The sequence below is a fragment of the Oceanobacillus sp. FSL K6-2867 genome (genome assembly GCF_037963145.1).
In the GTDB taxonomy this organism is placed as follows: Bacteria; Bacillota; Bacilli; order Bacillales; family Amphibacillaceae; genus Oceanobacillus.
The window spans coordinates 3,542,590-3,559,828 of the sequence record NZ_CP150144.1 but is presented as its reverse complement, the minus strand read 5'-3'; the positions used below and the strand labels follow the sequence as shown (position 1 = coordinate 3,559,828).

15 protein-coding genes, 1 pseudogene and 1 riboswitch are annotated in these 17,239 nt (G+C 36.9%); of the genes and pseudogenes, 1 reads left to right on the top strand and 15 read right to left on the bottom strand.

Features of this window, described 5'->3' with window-relative positions; genetic code table 11:
- Positions 1-97 precede the first annotated feature (97 nt).
- Positions 98-1,259, top strand: a pseudogene (locus NSQ77_RS17145) (IS3 family transposase).
- Between the two features lie 37 nt (positions 1,260-1,296).
- Here NSQ77_RS17145 and NSQ77_RS17140 read toward each other — a convergent pair.
- From NSQ77_RS17140 to NSQ77_RS17070, 15 genes are all read right to left on the bottom strand, one after another.
- Entirely contained in the window at positions 1,297-2,205 is a 909-nt protein-coding gene (locus NSQ77_RS17140) for a DMT family transporter (RefSeq protein ID WP_339227278.1), read from the bottom strand.
- Positions 2,206-2,322: 117 nt separating this feature from the next.
- Positions 2,323-2,574: a hypothetical protein gene (locus tag NSQ77_RS17135; protein ID WP_339227277.1), complete on the bottom strand. Its 252-nt coding sequence runs from the start codon at positions 2,572-2,574 to the stop codon at positions 2,323-2,325.
- Positions 2,575-2,754: 180 nt separating this feature from the next.
- Positions 2,755-4,056, bottom strand: coding sequence for a globin-coupled sensor protein (locus NSQ77_RS17130; protein WP_339227276.1), 1,302 nt, complete (start codon positions 4,054-4,056; stop codon positions 2,755-2,757).
- Positions 4,057-4,188: 132 nt separating this feature from the next.
- Positions 4,189-5,148, bottom strand: coding sequence for an agmatinase family protein (locus NSQ77_RS17125; protein WP_339227275.1), 960 nt, complete (start codon positions 5,146-5,148; stop codon positions 4,189-4,191).
- Between the two features lie 309 nt (positions 5,149-5,457).
- Positions 5,458-5,916 (bottom strand): flavodoxin domain-containing protein, encoded by a 459-nt coding sequence (locus NSQ77_RS17120; protein WP_339227274.1) that lies wholly within the window; start codon positions 5,914-5,916, stop codon positions 5,458-5,460.
- Between the two features lie 191 nt (positions 5,917-6,107).
- Entirely contained in the window at positions 6,108-7,124 is a 1,017-nt protein-coding gene (locus NSQ77_RS17115) for a LacI family DNA-binding transcriptional regulator (protein ID WP_339227273.1), read from the bottom strand.
- A gap of 40 nt (positions 7,125-7,164) precedes the next feature.
- Complete coding sequence (locus NSQ77_RS17110; RefSeq protein WP_339231057.1) at positions 7,165-8,007, bottom strand: sugar ABC transporter permease; 843 nt, start codon at positions 8,005-8,007, stop codon at positions 7,165-7,167.
- A gap of 5 nt (positions 8,008-8,012) precedes the next feature.
- The gene (locus NSQ77_RS17105) at positions 8,013-9,296 is read right to left on the bottom strand and encodes an ABC transporter permease subunit (RefSeq protein ID WP_339227272.1); all 1,284 of its coding nucleotides are present in this window, start codon (positions 9,294-9,296) and stop codon (positions 8,013-8,015) included.
- A gap of 72 nt (positions 9,297-9,368) precedes the next feature.
- A complete protein-coding gene (locus NSQ77_RS17100) occupies positions 9,369-10,655 on the bottom strand; it encodes an extracellular solute-binding protein (protein WP_339227271.1) in 1,287 nt (428 codons plus the stop codon).
- Positions 10,656-10,928: 273 nt separating this feature from the next.
- Positions 10,929-12,581: an alpha-glucosidase gene (locus NSQ77_RS17095; protein ID WP_339227270.1), complete on the bottom strand. Its 1,653-nt coding sequence runs from the start codon at positions 12,579-12,581 to the stop codon at positions 10,929-10,931.
- Between the two features lie 540 nt (positions 12,582-13,121).
- The gene (locus NSQ77_RS17090) at positions 13,122-14,141 is read right to left on the bottom strand and encodes a ThiF family adenylyltransferase (protein WP_339227269.1); all 1,020 of its coding nucleotides are present in this window, start codon (positions 14,139-14,141) and stop codon (positions 13,122-13,124) included.
- Entirely contained in the window at positions 14,138-14,911 is a 774-nt protein-coding gene (locus NSQ77_RS17085) for a thiazole synthase (RefSeq protein ID WP_339227268.1), read from the bottom strand. Before NSQ77_RS17085 ends, NSQ77_RS17090 begins: the two co-directional genes overlap by 4 nt.
- Positions 14,908-15,111, bottom strand: a complete 204-nt coding sequence (gene thiS / locus NSQ77_RS17080) for a sulfur carrier protein ThiS (protein WP_339227267.1) — start codon at positions 15,109-15,111, stop codon at positions 14,908-14,910. Before thiS ends, NSQ77_RS17085 begins: the two co-directional genes overlap by 4 nt.
- A 12-nt stretch (positions 15,112-15,123) precedes the next feature.
- Positions 15,124-16,233, bottom strand: a complete 1,110-nt coding sequence (thiO, locus tag NSQ77_RS17075; RefSeq protein ID WP_339227265.1) for a glycine oxidase ThiO — start codon at positions 16,231-16,233, stop codon at positions 15,124-15,126.
- Positions 16,230-16,826, bottom strand: coding sequence for a thiamine phosphate synthase (locus NSQ77_RS17070; protein WP_339227264.1), 597 nt, complete (start codon positions 16,824-16,826; stop codon positions 16,230-16,232). Before NSQ77_RS17070 ends, thiO begins: the two co-directional genes overlap by 4 nt.
- Before the next feature lie 134 nt (positions 16,827-16,960).
- A riboswitch (TPP riboswitch) is annotated at positions 16,961-17,070 on the bottom strand.
- Between the last annotated feature and the right edge of the window lie 169 nt (positions 17,071-17,239).

Below are 17,239 nucleotides of genomic sequence, written 5' to 3'. Positions count from 1 at the left end.
CTATGTGCTGTTATAGAGTGACCCAATAATATGAGACAGGAAAAAACACCCCGAGAGTCGTATAAATTATTTATCGACATTTGGAGGTGTTTTTGTTATGGGGAAGAAGATGGTTTATCCTGAAGAAATCAAAAGAGAAGTGATACGCTTAAAACTTGCTGGGAAACTAACTAACAAAGAGATAATGGAGAAGTTTGGTATTAAAAATAAGACACAAATCAAAACATGGATGAGATGGTATAGGAACGGTGAAGAGCACAGGTTAGCTCAACCAATTATTGGAAAACAATATGCTTTCGGTAAAGGACCTGATGATGATAGTGAAATAAATCAGTTACGAAAAAAAGTGAAGTATTATGAAATGCGAGATGAATTGTTGGGAAAGTACCAAGAAATCGAAAGGAAGTGGTTCCAGAAGTATTCGTCGAAGTCGTAGAATCTTATAAAGAAAAATACACAATCACTACTATTTGTGAATGTTTCGAGATTCCAAAATCAACATATTATCGTTGGAAAAAGAGACTATCAGCTGAGCTGCCTTTTTTACATCAGTTGGTTATAAATATTTGTCAAAGCCTTTTATTTAGAGTAGGACATCGAAACGTAAGAGGTATTCTCAAAAATGACCATAAAATAAAGGTAAATCGAAAGACAGTACAAAAGATCATGCAAAAATATAACCTTCAGTGTCAAGTTAAAATGAAAAGAAAGGTTTATATTGCTGGGGAAAGCAAGTTCGTCGTCCCAAATCTTTTAAAACAGGATTTCAAGGCTGATCGTCCTAATCAATAGTGGGTTACTGATATTACTTACCTTATGGGGAGAAAATGCTTTATTTATCAACCATTATGGACTTATATAATAACGAAATCATAGCCTATAAAGTTAGTGAGACACAGGAGGTTAAGCTTGTTTTAGATACACTAGAGGCTGCATGTAAAGGCAGAGAGACACATGAAGTAATCTTACACAGTGATCAAGGAGCACAATATACCTCCTACTCCTTTCAAGAGTTAGCTAAAGAAAAAGGCATTACCACAAGCATGTCCCGAAAAGGAAATTGCTTTGATAATGCCGTAATCGAATCCTTCCACTCCTCGCTAAAGTCGGAAGAATTCAACACTCAAAATAGAGTGCACCTTACAAACACTATTGTACTAGAAAAAGTAGAATCTTACATGTATTATTACAACTATATACGACCGTTTAAAAAATTAAACTGCCACAGTCCTGTTGAATTTAGGACTATGGCAGCGTAGGTGTTTTTTCTTATCCCGTTTTACTGGGCCAGTTCAGTTATGCACGCAAGGGTTTCTTCATTTGTGCTACAGTAATTCCTGTAATAATTAAGAGAAATCCGATTATCATATTTACGCTCATCGTTTCATTTAATATAACACTGCTGAATAATAGTCCAAATAATGGGACAAGCAGAGTTGATAGTGTTGCAGTTACCATATCTACAATACTAATAATAAGAAACCATACTGAGAAACATAGTGCAGATGCCAGTATCCCAGTGAACAGGATATAATAAGCACTTGCAGCGTTTAAGTGAATAGGCTGTCCCCACTCCATGAAAAGCGTCACAAAGAAAATGACAATTACTCCAAATAGCATCTGAAATGCTGTCGCTTGTATTTTCGACAGGTGCTGTAGATGAAGACGATAATACACATTCGATATTCCCCAGGAGATAGCAGCGATAACGATTAATAATTCTCCAAATATAACACCTAGTTTCTGCCCCGTCCAAATATCTCCACTAAGAATAGCTAACAGCCCCAGCATCCCAATGAGCAACCCGGATAGCTTTACTGTTGTAATTTTTTCATATAAAAATTTAGCTGCAAGAATGCTGCTCCAAATTGGCATGGAATAAAGCAATACAGACGATTTTCCAGCATCAACAAATTTTAAGGCGAACATAACCAGCAAAAACACAATTGCCGTCTGTAACAAGCCTACCACAAGGAGATGCTTCCATGATTCTCTTGGAGGCAAGCCTATTTTTAGAAATACTATCATTAATATAAGGGTCACAGCTCCTATACCAAATCGAAAAGAAGAGAATGCAAATGGTCCCATAAAGTTAAGTGATTCCTTCATGAGTACCCATGTATATCCCCAGATAAGTGTTATTAGTAGTATCAAAATCCACAAAACGAATTTATTTTCCTGTATGATTTTAAATAACTTATCCATTATTTTTCCTCATTTCGAATAATTCTTACAGTTAATGCTAGCAGAAACAATTAAAAAGAACCAACTATTAGTCCCAAATTTTTATCAAAAAAAATAAGCCTGCCATCGCACGCTTTTTTAACTAATTGCTTTATAATTTGTGTTGTCTCTAGCTTTACTCATCATACATTGAAGTACTTGAGCAAGTCTTTCATCCAGATTCTGCGCATTTTGTTCCAAGCCAAGGATTGTTATCTCAACATCATTTATATCAGATTCTAATTGATTAAATAATTGATCCATATGATAGCTATTTTCTTGTATATCTTTCAAATCCTCTAATAATAATGTGATGGCCGCTAACAACTCATTAATCAATTCCTGGGTCAACACATCCCCTCCTATAATGCCATTTTAAGCTATTCGTGCATCATTTCACAAGTGTAATTAGTATGAATTTAAGATATTTATATAGGTATTATTATCTGTACAACTTTGAGACACTTAAGCTAAAATTTATACATTCTAAATATAAAAAGGATCCCTAAAAATATAGGATCCCAACACCTTCTAAACCAGCAACTCTTCCATCATTTTATTTAAGCTTTCTGCAGATCCCGAAATGGTAACTGCTGATTGCTCAATTCCTTCAATCCCTTGTTCAAATACTTCCAGATCAGTTTGAATTGTTTTATTACTTGTTTTCGTTTTATCCATCGTTCCATCAATTTTTTGAAATGCGGCTTCTGTACTTGCCATCTGCTCTTTTACGTTTGTTAAAAATTGCTGTACTTCCTGTAAAGAAGAAGCACTATTAAAAATTTGTTCATTTGTGACTGTAACAAGTTCCGTTACATTCGTTACAGATTTCCCAGTTTGCTCTGCAAGCTTTCTCACTTCTTCAGCAACAACAGCAAAGCCACGGCCATGCTCCCCAGCTCTCGCTGCTTCTATAGATGCATTTAATGCCAAAAGATTTGTTTGGTCTGCGATCGACTTTACAATTTCAATAATATCCTTAATCTGCGTGGATGTAATTTCTAAATTTGCCATGTCCTCATTGACCTTTGTTGTACTTTGCTGCATATTTTCCAAAGACTGATTCATAACAGTCAAACGAGATTTCCCTTTTGCCGCAGCTTCCTTAGCTTCCTCTGCATATGCTGTGCCCATTTTTGAATTTCCTGTAATAACATTTACCTGTGCAATCATTTCTTCAATTGATGCCATCGTCTCTTCGGCCAATGTTGCAAGCTCCGTTGAGTTTTCCTCTAACGTTTGAACGATGTTCATTTTTGTTTGTACATCTTGATCTTTGATCCGCATTACTTCCTCATCGTACGCCTCTAACACAATCTGCTGTTCCAAATTCAGCAATTTATTAATGACCTTAATTGCAAGGATTTGGTCTGACGCATTTTCAAAGTTATTCTGCACAATATCTGCAAGCCCTTCAAAGAGCTTTTGAAAGGATGCGATATACCATTTCTGTGTAAGCCCAATTTTTACATGAATATGTGCGATTATTTTTCTTCTCTCGATGAAGGAATCATTCATCACACCAGAAAACATTTCAACGATGTGGGTACGTAATGTTTTCTTTAGTCTTTCAATTGAGCTGTTCTTTTCAATAATTTCGATCAAACCTTGGTTGTATTCTAAATTTTTATAGAATTGATCAATAATCAATTGATTTTCTGCCTCTACATAAGGCTTCAGCACTTGTGCAATTGCGAAATCTTCCATTGAAAAATCAAGCATTTTAAGCTGTTTTTCTAGATCAGATCCTGTTTCTATTTCTAGCTTAGGATCCATTTGTTTACTCCATTCAGCTAAAACAGCATTATTTTTTTGCTTCCTTCTTACAAACATATTGGCCCCCTACTTTCTTCCCACACTTTTAAACTTAATCTTTATATCGGCCATTCAGTTCCTTATGTTTAGGCTAATAATTGGAAATAAAAATCGCTTCTCACATAGTAAGAAGCGATTTATCCTATCTATTTACTTTTTATTCTTTTCACCTAAAATTTTCCCTGCCAATGCATAAAGAACAGCATATGTTACAAAGTGGGAGGAATTATCGTTTGGATCTTGCTGGGGATAGACCTCTACGTAATCCATCCCTCTAATTCCAAGTCTTGCAAATTCATGAACGAGCTCCAGCAGTTCATAGGAGGTAAGGCCATTTCCATCAACTGGACCACCAGGGTTAAAGGCAAAGTCAAGTACATCACTGCAAATACTTAAATAAACTGCATCCGTTTCTTTACTTGCAATCGCATATGCTTGTTTTGCTAGATCGGATAAATGATTTCCTGCCTGCCGAATTTCTCTGACAGAAATTGTTGTTGCACCGACTTCTTTAGCATATTTCCCTGTCTCAGGCTGATTTCGCGGACCATGGATGCCCATATGAACAATACTTTCGTTTCGTACACTGTCACTCTCGTAAATACGATGAAATGGTGTGCTGCGAGCATATAAATCTCCATAATAATCCGGATAATTATCATAATGCGCATCCAAATGGATGATGCCAACCTTACCATCTGCTTCTTCACCAAGTGCTTTTACAATCGGATACGTAATTCCATGATCCCCACCAAATGCAACTGGAAATTTCCCAGATTTCCATACCTGTTTCGCAAAGCTTTCAATTCTGTCCATCGTTTCTGCTGTGTCTGCAGGCACAACATCTACATCGCCTAAATCACCAATTTTATAATGACTGAATACATCAATATGATTCAATTCAGGTAAGTAGCCAGAATAGCGGGCTGAATTTAATCGTATTGCCTTTGGTCCAAGCTCACATCCTGTATAATCTCCCCAAGTTACAGCACCTTCCCATGGCACTCCATAAATAAGAACATCTCTGTCTTTAAAACTATTATCCTTTAAATTGACTTTTTTTCCCCCTAAATAACAAGGAGTATTCCCATAGATCTTATCGGTTTCCACTCTATCTCTCCTAACCTATTCATATTGGTCATAGACCTTTACCATAACTTTTACCTAAAACTCTTCATATGAAACATAAATTTTCTTATCATGATAGGGTTATGTGTAAAAACAAATAATTATGAAGTTTATTTGCATCCTTTGATTAGCAGGAGGTCTTGACCGAACTTGTTACAGATTAATAAAGCAGATATGAAGAAAGAGATTATCTATTCAAAAAGGATATAACGGTTCACAATGGATATATTTTCAAGCGCGACCGTTATATAATTCATATTTGATAAATTGCTCTATAAGTTTAAATATAGATTACAGTACCTTATGAATCATAGCACATGCTTTTTCAGCAAATACTTCACAGCGAATTATATCCTCATTGTCTGGCTCCAGCTCAACTTTCAATCGTTCAGGAACAAGCTTTGCTCCTAGATGTTCCAGCTGATCTCCCATTATTTCAATCGATTCACAAAAGACATCATAAAAAGATTCTCCCGAACCAAATACACCCATTAAACGACCTTCCAAATCTACTTCACTCAATTCATCATAGAAATCCTCTGCTTCATATGGAATCTGACCGTCATCTGCAGAATGAGTTCCAATCAGAACCAAATCATAATCAAGCAGTTCCTCCACTTCAATCACATCAAATTCAAATGATTTGTATACAACGTGATGCTTTTGTTTCTGTATATAATAAACAATAGCTTTTGCCATCATTTCTGTATTACCGGTACAACTAGAACAAAGCACAAGAATTTTTCTCACATTACTCCCTCCAAGTAATTTCTTATTTCTACCTTATTATAATCTATAATGATAATGATAATCAATATCAATTGTGGTTAAGAAATATTATTCAATGTTCATATGTACTACATTTAAGCATCTTTTTCAATTAAATAGAGATAATCAGTCTATGCAGACTAATTATCTCTTTACTATATTGCTGGCCTATTTCATTTTTTACTTACTGAATCGCGATAAACAATCTGATGCTGAATACTGATTCGTTTCACTGGTTCTGACTTGTTAACGGTTTTTTCAATTAATGCCTTTGCCGATTGGACCCCGAGCTCATGTATTTGTATATCAACAGTTGTAAGCGCAGGGCGAATAATTTCAGATAAGTAAACATTATTAAAACTAACTAGTGAAATATCCTGAGGCACACGGACCCCTGATTCCTCTAATAAACTAAGTACACCAAGACTCATTAAATCATCTGTTACAACAATCCCTGTTGGTGGTACATCAAGTGATAGTAAAGTCTCTACGGCTTCTCGTCCCCCTGATTTGAGAAATTCAGTATGGATTTTATAATGATCACTAACTTCTAAACCCGCCTCCTGCAATGCCGCTTCATAACCTTCTTCTCGATCGATGGTAACGAATAATTCCCTTGAACCTCCAATAAATGCAATTTTCTTATGACCGTTTTCAATTAAATGCTGTGTTATTTCCTTTCCAGCAACAAAATTATCATTATCTACATGGGTAATTTCATTCATATTCTCATATGGCTTTCCCACAACGACAAATGGAAATTTCATTTCTTTTAGGAAGCTTGTTACACGATCTTCTAATCGGGAATAAAGTAAAATCAAACCGTCTACATAGCTGCCGTGTACCAATCGTTGTACTTCCTCAAAAATTTCTTCTTCTGTTTGTCCACTGGAAAGTGTCATGGAGTATTGCATACGATGGGTAACAGAACCAATCCCCCGTAAAATTTCGGGGAAAAACGGATTTTGCAATGCTTTGTCGGCAGAGGATGGCATGATTACCCCAATTGCTTTTGTCGATTTCGCCACTAAGTTCCGCGCATTTATATTCGGATGATATCCTAAATTTTTCATCGCTTTACGAACCTTTTTCTTTGTTTCTGCACTTATCCTCGGATTATCAGCAATTACTCTTGAGACAGTAGAGGGTGCTACACCAGTTGCCTTTGCTACATCTTTGATCGTTACCATTAATTCTCACACTCTCTTGTTGAATGAATTTATCTCATTATTAGCCTTTTGTAGCCCCTGATGTCAAGCCTGATATTAAATAACGCTGCAATAGTAAAAATACAAGCGCAATTGGAACTGCAATTAAAATGGAACCAGCCGCAAATCGAGTGAAGTTTGTTGAAAATTGATCATTAATAAAGTTGTACAATCCAAGTGCCAATGTAAAATTACTTGGACTTGTCAAAACAATTCGCGGCAGCAGAAAGTCCATAAATGGTGCCATAAAATTAAACAATGCGACAACTGCCAGTATTGGCTTAGCCAGCGGGAGCATAATTGTCCAGAAAATTTTCAAGTGCCCTGCACCATCCATCTTTGCTGCTTCATCCAGTTCTTTCGGAATAGTGTCAAAATACCCTTTTACCAGCCAAGCATTAAATGGAATCTGTCCTCCTAGATAAATCAGCATTAATCCATATAGTGAATCTGTTAAACCAATTGTATTTAATAGAATGTAGAGAGCTACCATTCCCATCAATGCCGGGAACATCTGCAGCAGCAAGAACATATATAATCCATATTTGCGACCAATAAATTTATAGCGCGAAAATGCATATGCAATTAACGATGTTATAATTACCGAACCGACAGAATTTACAACTGCTATATACAAACTATTTTTATACCAAAGTAAGTAGTTACTATTTGGGCTTGTAAATAACCATTTATAATGTTCCAATGTTGGATTACTTGGGAATAACTCTGTTACAAGCATATTCGACCCAGGGTTCACACTCATCATAAGTGCCCAGAATAATGGATAGCCAATAATAATAAACATTATTAGAATAAATAGATAGATGAACGCTACCTCAATTTTTGATTTTTTCTTGCTAGACATAGCCATTAGTAACGTCCCTCCTCTTTAAAGGATGCTGTTTTTCTAAATTGGAAAAAGGCAAATACCGATATAACTAACCCCATGATGATCGTTATCGCAGCAGCCATATTATAATTGTTCGTTACAAATGTAAGCTTATAAACCCATGAAATTAAAATATCCGTACCACCAGCATTTTGTCCACGAACTGCTGGATCTCCTTCATTAAACAAGTAAATAATATTGAAATTATTAAAGTTGCCCGCATATTGCATGATAAGAAGTGGTGCTGTTGCAAATAATAGATGTGGCCATGTAATATGTCGAAACTTTTGCATCCTCGTTCCCCCATCTACATCAGCGGCTTCATACATATCCTGTGGTACACTTTGTAAAACCCCAGTGAACAAGGCAAATACAAACGGAAACCCAAGCCACGTTTGAATCATAATTAACGCAACCTTTGCCCAAAATGGGTCAGACAGCCAGGGAATCATGATTTCAAATTGACTTAACAGATCCCGGTTAATCGCTCCAAATGTCGGATTAAATAAAGCAGAAAAAATTAAGATTGAGACAAATGCAGGTACTGCCCATGGCAAAATGAGCACCGTACGAATGGTACGTTTAAATTTAATCCGTTTATCATTAACTAACAGCGCTAAAAATAAGCCAAGAACAATTTGTAATGTCGTAGCAACAACAGTCCAAACAATTGTCCAAGTGAACACGCTTAAAAATGTGTCCTTCCATATATTCACACTTGCTAATGCAGCAAAATTATCAAACCCTACCCAATTTAGTAGATTTCGAGGTGGAGAATTGTATTGATTATAATCTGTAAATGCCAAACCAACCATAAATAATAATGGTAAAACAACAACAAATAAGAGCATCAATAATCCTGGTAAAATCATAAAGTATGGAAATCCATTATTATAAAAGCTGGAAATCCCTTTTAACAGGGTGGGATTGGGATTTCCATTATCACGGGCAATGGCATCTTTTCTTGCATCCATAATGTTATAGGCATAAATTCCAATGCCGAATAAAAGTACGATTAAAGCTATCAACCCTTGGATTAATAACTGGATGGAGTGATGCTCCCGTGGTACGGTCCCTAATGTAAACAAACCCCAGATTCCAATATCAATATAGTCCCATGTTGTGATTAAAAACGAGATTGTTACAATTAATAATAGTATCCCTTTTAGAAAGCGGCGATTATAGACTTGACCTAACCCTGGGATAACAACCGATAACAATGTAGCTATATTTCTACTTGTTTTTTTTGATCGATGATTTGCCATTTGGCTTCCCCCTCATGCAAATGCGCAAATAAATATATGGGAAGTAAATCTCCCCATATATTTATTTCAATATTAGTTGGCTCCAGAAACTGCAATTTGATCCTGAATCGTTTGTACCGCTTCTTCTAACACTTCATCAACAGGCTCACCTTTAGAAATAAAATTAAGCGCATTGTTAATTGGATCCCATACTTGTTGCATTGCTGGCACACTTGGCATCGGTTCTCCATATGTTGTTTGCTCAGCAAATGCGGAGAAAATTGGATCGTCTGCAATAATCGGGGCTTCCATCGCGTCGTCACGAGCAGGGATTTCCCCAGCAACATCATAATACGTCATAGAGTTTTCAAAGTTTGTAATATACGCCATCAAATCCTCAGCCCACTCTTTGTTCTCCGAGTAGTAGGATAGCATATAAGATTTCACACCAACAAATGACTTCGGATTCTCTCCATTATCCAGTATTGGTAGCGGCGCTGCTGCTAAGTCATCACCTAAAGCCTCTGTATAGTCACGAACCATCCATGGTCCATTAATAACAGCGGATACTTTTCCTTCTTGGAATAGTCCATTCATAATATCAGGTGTTAAATCTTGTGGAATATAGCTATTATCAAACCAAGATTGCACTAAGTTACCGCCTTCTATTGATCCTTCATTAGCTAGTCCGATATCAGTGATATCATAATTCCCCTCATCGTTTGCAAATACATATGCACCATTACCAGAGAAGAATGGATATATAAAATAGAAGTTTGCTGCTTCCATTAAGAAACCAAATTCATCATTACTTGCGTTTGTGTCGCGCTCAGCTATTGCCATCAGATCTTCCATCGTTTCAATTTCTTCATCAACCAATGATTTATTATAATACATTGCATACGTCTCAATTACTGCCGGATATCCCCAATATTCTCCATCATATTGAACAGCATCCAATGCTGTTTGTGTATACTCCGCTTCCTTATCACCCAGATTTATTGGGTCAACTAATCCTCTTAAAACGAGATCTCCAATCCTGTCATGTGGTTGAAAAATAATATCTGGTCCGTTCCCAGCAGGGCCTTCCACATCCAGTTTTTCTACTTGTTCGAGCATATCGACAGGAACCATATTAACTGCAATGCCTGTCTCCTCTGTATATTTATCTGTTATTTCTTTTACAGCTTCCTCTTGTTTTTCCTCTGCATTCACCCACAGCGTAAGCGCTTCCGGTTTTTCCGGCATTTCACCTTCAGCAGTCGCATTGGTATTCGTACCCTCATCTGTATTTGATGGTTCCGCATCATCTGGACCACAAGCTGCTAAAATCCCCATAGCAAGTAAAAATATAATACAAAAGCTCAACCACTTTTTCATCTAATTGTCCTCCCCGGATTAAATTTTGCAATGTTTCCCTATTAAAATAGGAAAACGTTTGCACAACTCTATGATATTTATTATACATTGTTCTCTTAGAATATCAATATCTAAATATAAATAATTATCGCACTTGATAGCGATTACAAATTTATTATCTATCCATCTTCATTACTAAATCATTTTCTATTTTTTATTAATTTGCGCAAACGTTATTCATTAAGTCTTATTAAAAGAGGACAAAACTATATATTCGCCCTCTTCTGGAACAAGCTAGCCCAATCGATAAACTCTAGCCTCATATGGTCTCATTACATTTGCTTTTGACTCATTATAATTACACAGCAATAATTTTTTCTTCTTAGACTTCAACTCTGCAGGAAGCTCTATCTCCACCTGTTTCGCAAACAAGTTGGTCATAATGATAACAGCCTCATCATTCAATGTTCTCGTATATGCATATACATAGTCATGCTTATCTAAAATTAAATCGTAGTTGCCATAAATAAAAACGCTATTCTCTTTTCTCAACTTAATTAGTTTTTTATAATAATGATAGATTGAATTCGGATTTTGCATATCTCTTTTTACATTTATTTCCGTATAGTTCGGATTCACTTTCATCCATGGTGTCCCATCCGTAAAACCGGCATGCTTTTCATTCGTCCATTGCATGGGTGTCCTTGAATTATCACGACCAGTTTTCCAAATCACCTCCATGATTTTTTCGACTGGCGTTCCTTTACTTAACTCTTCGTAATAATAATTTCTCATTCCAACGTCATCATAATCATCAATGGATGAAAACTGAACATTCGTCATCCCAATTTCCTGTCCCTGATAAATAAAGGGCGTTCCTTGCATAAGAAAAAACATTGTAGCTAAGCTTTTAGCTGATACCACACGATATTCCTCACTATTACCCCATGTTGAAAGGGAGCGGGGCTGGTCATGGTTTTCTAAAAATAACGCATTCCAGCCAGTTCCTTCTAAACCTTTTTGCCATTTGGTCAATGTCTTCTTTAAAGCATGTATATCCAAACCTGTACTGGTATGCTTCCCCCAAAGGTCTAAATGCTCAAATTGGAAAATCATATCGAATTTCCCTTTCTCTTCACCGACCCACTCTTCTGCTTCATCCAAAGCTACGCCATTGGCTTCCCCAACAGTCATAATGTCATAATTAGCAAAGGTTTTCTCTTTTAATTCCGCTAAAAACACTTGAATACCTTGACGATTCATATGACCCTTATAGGAAGGAACGTATTTCTTTTTTTCTGGGTTTGGCAAATCTGGGAATCCTGCAATCTTTTTAATATGGGAAATCGCATCCACTCGAAACCCATCAATACCTTTATCAAGCCACCAATTTACCATTGTATACAGCTCATTTCGAACAATTGGATTCTCCCAATTTAAATCTGGCTGTTTTTTGGAGAACACATGCAGATAATAATCCTTTGTTTCTTCATTGTATTCCCATGCCGATCCACCAAAGATTGACTCCCAGTTATTTGGCTCCTGCCCTTTTTTACCTGGATGCCAAATATAATAATCTCGATACGGATTATCTTTCGATGCACGTGACTCAATAAACCATGGATGCTCATCAGATGTATGGTTTATAACCAAATCCATAATTAGTTTCATTCCACGATGATGGGCAGCATCAAGTAGTTGGTCAAAGTCTGCCATCGTACCGAATTCACCCATGATTGCTTGATAATCACTAATATCATAGCCATTATCATCATTTGGAGATTGATAAATTGGACTTATCCAAATCACATCAATGCCAAGTTCCCTCAGGTAATCAAGCTTTGAAATAACTCCTTGGATATCTCCAATACCATCTCCGTTTGAGTCCATAAAGCTTCGCGGGTATACTTGATAAGCGGTTGCTTCTTTCCACCATATTTTTTTCATCATTATCCCCCTGTTTTTTGTTGCTAATTGGAATGAATTTTTAAGTTTACAGAATGCAAAAGGTGATAAACTTCTATTATATCCATAGATTATGCCTTCATTCCTTTAACAACCTTTACTTTTTTCATGATCCTGATCAATCTAGCCCGGCCCTTAACTTTTCATTTTATTTTCTGAACAGCACCCATGAATTTAGGCGATTTCCCATTCAATATTAAAGATTAAGTTTATCGTTATTTTTGCATAACACTTACGAAAACGTTTGCACTAATTGATTATTATAGTAGCATGGCAAATAAAAAAGAGCAATTATTTATTATTTGGAATCTAGATTTACTATTGGTGTATAACACAAATTGTTTATTAAATAAGGAATCATCGCGAGGAAAACGATTGCACATTGGTAATTTATATATTTTTGATTTATTTTAAAGGCAATAGTACGTGAATATTGAAGATCAGCGATGGATTTATGAACATACATTGAATAGCCTTGGTCTTTAACAACGTTAAAGTCCAGGGCTATAAGAAACGCTTATTTTACTCTGAATAATACTGCAAAAGGCGAGAATAAACGGAACGGGCTATTCTTTTATCATGTGTTCCATGTACAATTGCACGCCCGTCCCGAAAGAAAACAATCCGAAATTCCCCAAAACTACAGGAAAGTAAGAAAGGATTGATTATCAGGTTTGTGGCATTTCCTTTTAACCTATCCATGAAGACTTTTAATTCAAACACTCTTGCAGCAGGAGGTCGAATTTGGACCGCATCTCTTCCACATAACACATCAGATTTCATTTGATTCTCAAATTTCAAGTAAGGGTATGTTGGTTGCTCCCCACATGTTGGACAATGGCTATTTTTAAGACGTGTCACATCTATTTCTGCCTTTTCATCCTTCCAAATATCAAGCGACCTGAGCATTGGCGATATCTGGGCTCCAGTTAAAATCTTTAAAGCATAGGTTACTTGTGTTGCAGTAACCATTTGAACAATTGGACTGATTACGCCTACCGTCTCACACGTCATGCCATCCACCGGTAAATGATTTAGCAAACAATGCAAACAAGGTGTCACATTTGGAATAACCGGAAAAGTGGAACCGTAACTTGAAACACATGCCCCCATGATAAATGGAATACCATGTTTAACGGCTGCATCATTTACGATTAACCGTGTTTCAAAATTATCCGTAGCATCGAGAATAATATCATGATTCTTTATCATTTCTTCAATATTTAAACCATGGACATCCTCAATAAGGCTATTAATCTCTATCCCACTATTGATTTGCTCAAGTCTCTTCTTGGCCGCGAATGCTTTAGGCAGCTTATTCCGGACATCCGCTTCTCCATATAATTGCTGTCGTTGTAAATTACTCCATTCAACATAATCCCTATCAACAATTGTAAGTTTACCAACACCTGCTCGTACAAGCATTTCTGCACTGCTGGAGCCCAATGCACCTGCTCCGATGATAATAACACTTCCAGCTTCTACTTTCTTTTGTGATTCCTTTCCTAAAAATAATTCTTGGCGGGAGTAGCGGGTTTTCACGTTCCTACCATCCCTGTTGTCGGACTGCTTGCCACTGCATAGTCTTTTTCTTCTATTCTTCCCGCTTCATAACCCAGCCTGCCAGCTTCCAACGCATATTTTACAGCTTTCGCCATCTTGATTGGATTTTTTGCTCCAGAAACCGCAGTATTTAAAAGCACTCCATCTGCTCCAAGCTCCATTGCATATGCTACATCCTTAGGAGAACCAATTCCCGCATCAACAATTACGGGTACATTGGATTGTTCAATAATAAATGCTAGATTTAAAGGATTAATGATTCCCTTTCCCGAACCAATGGGACTTGCACCTGGCATAACAGCATGCACTCCCAAATCCTCCAGACGCTTCGCCAAGACAACATCATCTGACGTATATGGCAGAACGATAAAGCCTTCCTCAAGGAGCATTTCGGATGCTTTTAAGGTTTCTACTGGATCTGGCAAAAGCGTGCGCTGATCCCCAATTATCTCTACCTTAATCATGTCACATAAACCAGAGGCTTTTGCTAGTTTCGCTATACGGACAGCCTCCTCGGCCGTACTTGCTCCAGCTGTGTTCGGAAGTAATGTATACTTAGTTAAGTCCAATTGTTCCAGGAAATTAGGCTGACTTGCTTCAAAAATATTCATTCTTCTAACAGCAAACGTTAAAATTTCTGTTTCCGATACTGCTACTGCTTCTTTTTGAACCTCAAATGATGGGTACTTCCCTGTGCCTAATAATAGACGAGATTGGAATGTACGATTAGCAATGGTTAACATAATCATCCTCCTCCTACAAAATGAATAATTTCTACAACATCCCCATTGAAAAGCATTTTGGTTTCGTATTCTTCCTTCATAACAATTTCCTTATTTACCTCTACAACAGCAATTCTTGATTGCAGCTGATAGTGTGTCAAAAGTTTCCCCACTGAATCCACTAATTCTGGAAGCTCCACCTGTTTCCCATTCAGCTGAAATTTCATTTTTATCACCTCCTAAACTACTATGCTTTGACGACGATCTACACGAAATGTCTGCATCCATTCGTTATTTATGTCTTTTCCAATAATAAAATTACGAATCATTTCTCCTGTTGCTGGGGCAAGTAAAATTCCATTTCGGTAATGACCACATGCAATAAGTATCCTTTCTTCCTTTGGATGACTTCCGATAAATGGGTAACCATCAAACGTTCCTGGTCGTAAGCCTGCCTGAACGTGATCGATATTCCATTCGATTGCAGATGGAAGCATGGCTTTTGCCTTTTCAATTAAAAACTTGATTCCTTCAAGGCTTACAGTATCACTCCAATCCTTCCCGGTCATTGTTGCACCAATAACGAGCTTTCCATTATTTCTAGGAACGATATAACAGCTTTCATGAAACAGGGTGTGCTTTAATACATGCTGTTCACTGTGAACGATTAAACTTTCACCTTTAATTGGTATAAGCTCTTCATCTAATCCAATTTGCTTAAATAGCCCATTACCATATACACCTGTAGCAAAGACAACATAATTTGCTTCGACATCACCTTGCATTGTTCGGACAAGATAGTTGCCATCTTTCTTTTCCACTTGATAAACATCATTGCTTTCAATAATGGATGCACCAAGGGCTCGAGCACTTTTAGCAAAGCTTTCACAGGTTTTATCCGGCATTATACTCACATCATCCTTTATATATGCTGCTCCTAATATATTTGGAGCAATCATTGGCTCCCTTTTCTTTACTTCTTCCTCATTCAACCATTCTGCAGTTGGCTGCTTCAGAAGCGAAGTAAGCTGATGCTTATCTGTATCTGAAAATACAAGCTTTAATATTCCACCTTCTTTGTACCCAATATCAATGCCGCTTAATCGATAAAGCTCATCCTTCAACCTAAAGTATGCTTGTTGACTCGATCTGGCAAACGAAAACATCGCATCCTCGCCATTGCTTTCAGAATGAGCCCCGAGCATACCAGCCGCAGCGCTTGTAGTCATCGAACCAATTCTTCCTTTTTCAAATAACGCAACATCGACCTTTTCTTTTGCTAAATAGTAGGCTATTGAACACCCAATAATACCACCGCCTATTACAACTGCTTCATAATGCTGTTTCATTTTGAAATTGCCTCCCTATATTTTTTTGCCATCACGCTTGGTGCATCCGCATGGAAAATGCCGGACATAATTGCAATCCCATCTGCTTTTGACTGTTTCATTAATGACACCTCATTTAATGAAATTCCTCCAATGCCATAAACAGGGATGTGGAGTTTTCTTTTCATTTGTTCAATTGGCAAAATCCCATTCGGAGGTATTCCGCTTTTACTGCTTGTCTCAAAACAATGACCATATATTACATAATCCGCCCCATCCGCTTCAGCTTCTTTCGCTTTTTCGAATGAATGAACACTGCAGCCAACCCTTAGATGCGGATATTGTTCCTTGACTATTTTTACTGGTAATCCATGCTCTGGCAGATGAAGATTCGGAATATCTCTAAGGAGTGCAATATCAAGCCGATCATTTAGGATTATTTTTTCTTTATTGACACCATTCATTCGCAAATAGTCCAGCAGCTGAAAAATTTCACGAGCTGTTTTTGATTTTTCACGAATTTGAAGGAAATCGATCTTGTCCTTGATGGCTGCAATAGTATCGGCTAGCTTATCAACAGTCATGCTGTCTCCGGTTACAGCAATTAACTTCATCCAAATCACCCTTTCTTTCAGACATAGTACAGAAATCATTAACCGACCATGCAATTACAATTTTTATGTACACAAAAAAACCACTTTTCTGCATAGAAAGTGGTATCGTATTTGTATAATGAAATTAACAATACAATTCGCCCTTGCCACATTCCTACGCAGGTGCTAGCCTGTTCAGGTTTTGAGGGTTTCAAAGTAACTACTTTTTTCTCAGCCCTTATCAAGGGTTCCCCTAGTGAATAACGCTACGTATTTACTTATCATTACTTTACCACAAATAAAAAAATTTGCAAAGGGTGGATTTTTCAAATAATAAAGGTTAAAGTCGAATTGCAGGCTAGCTTTGACACAGCAATCTAACTTTTTTTATTTTTAAACCAAAAAAACACCATTTTCATGTATACTAAAACTAG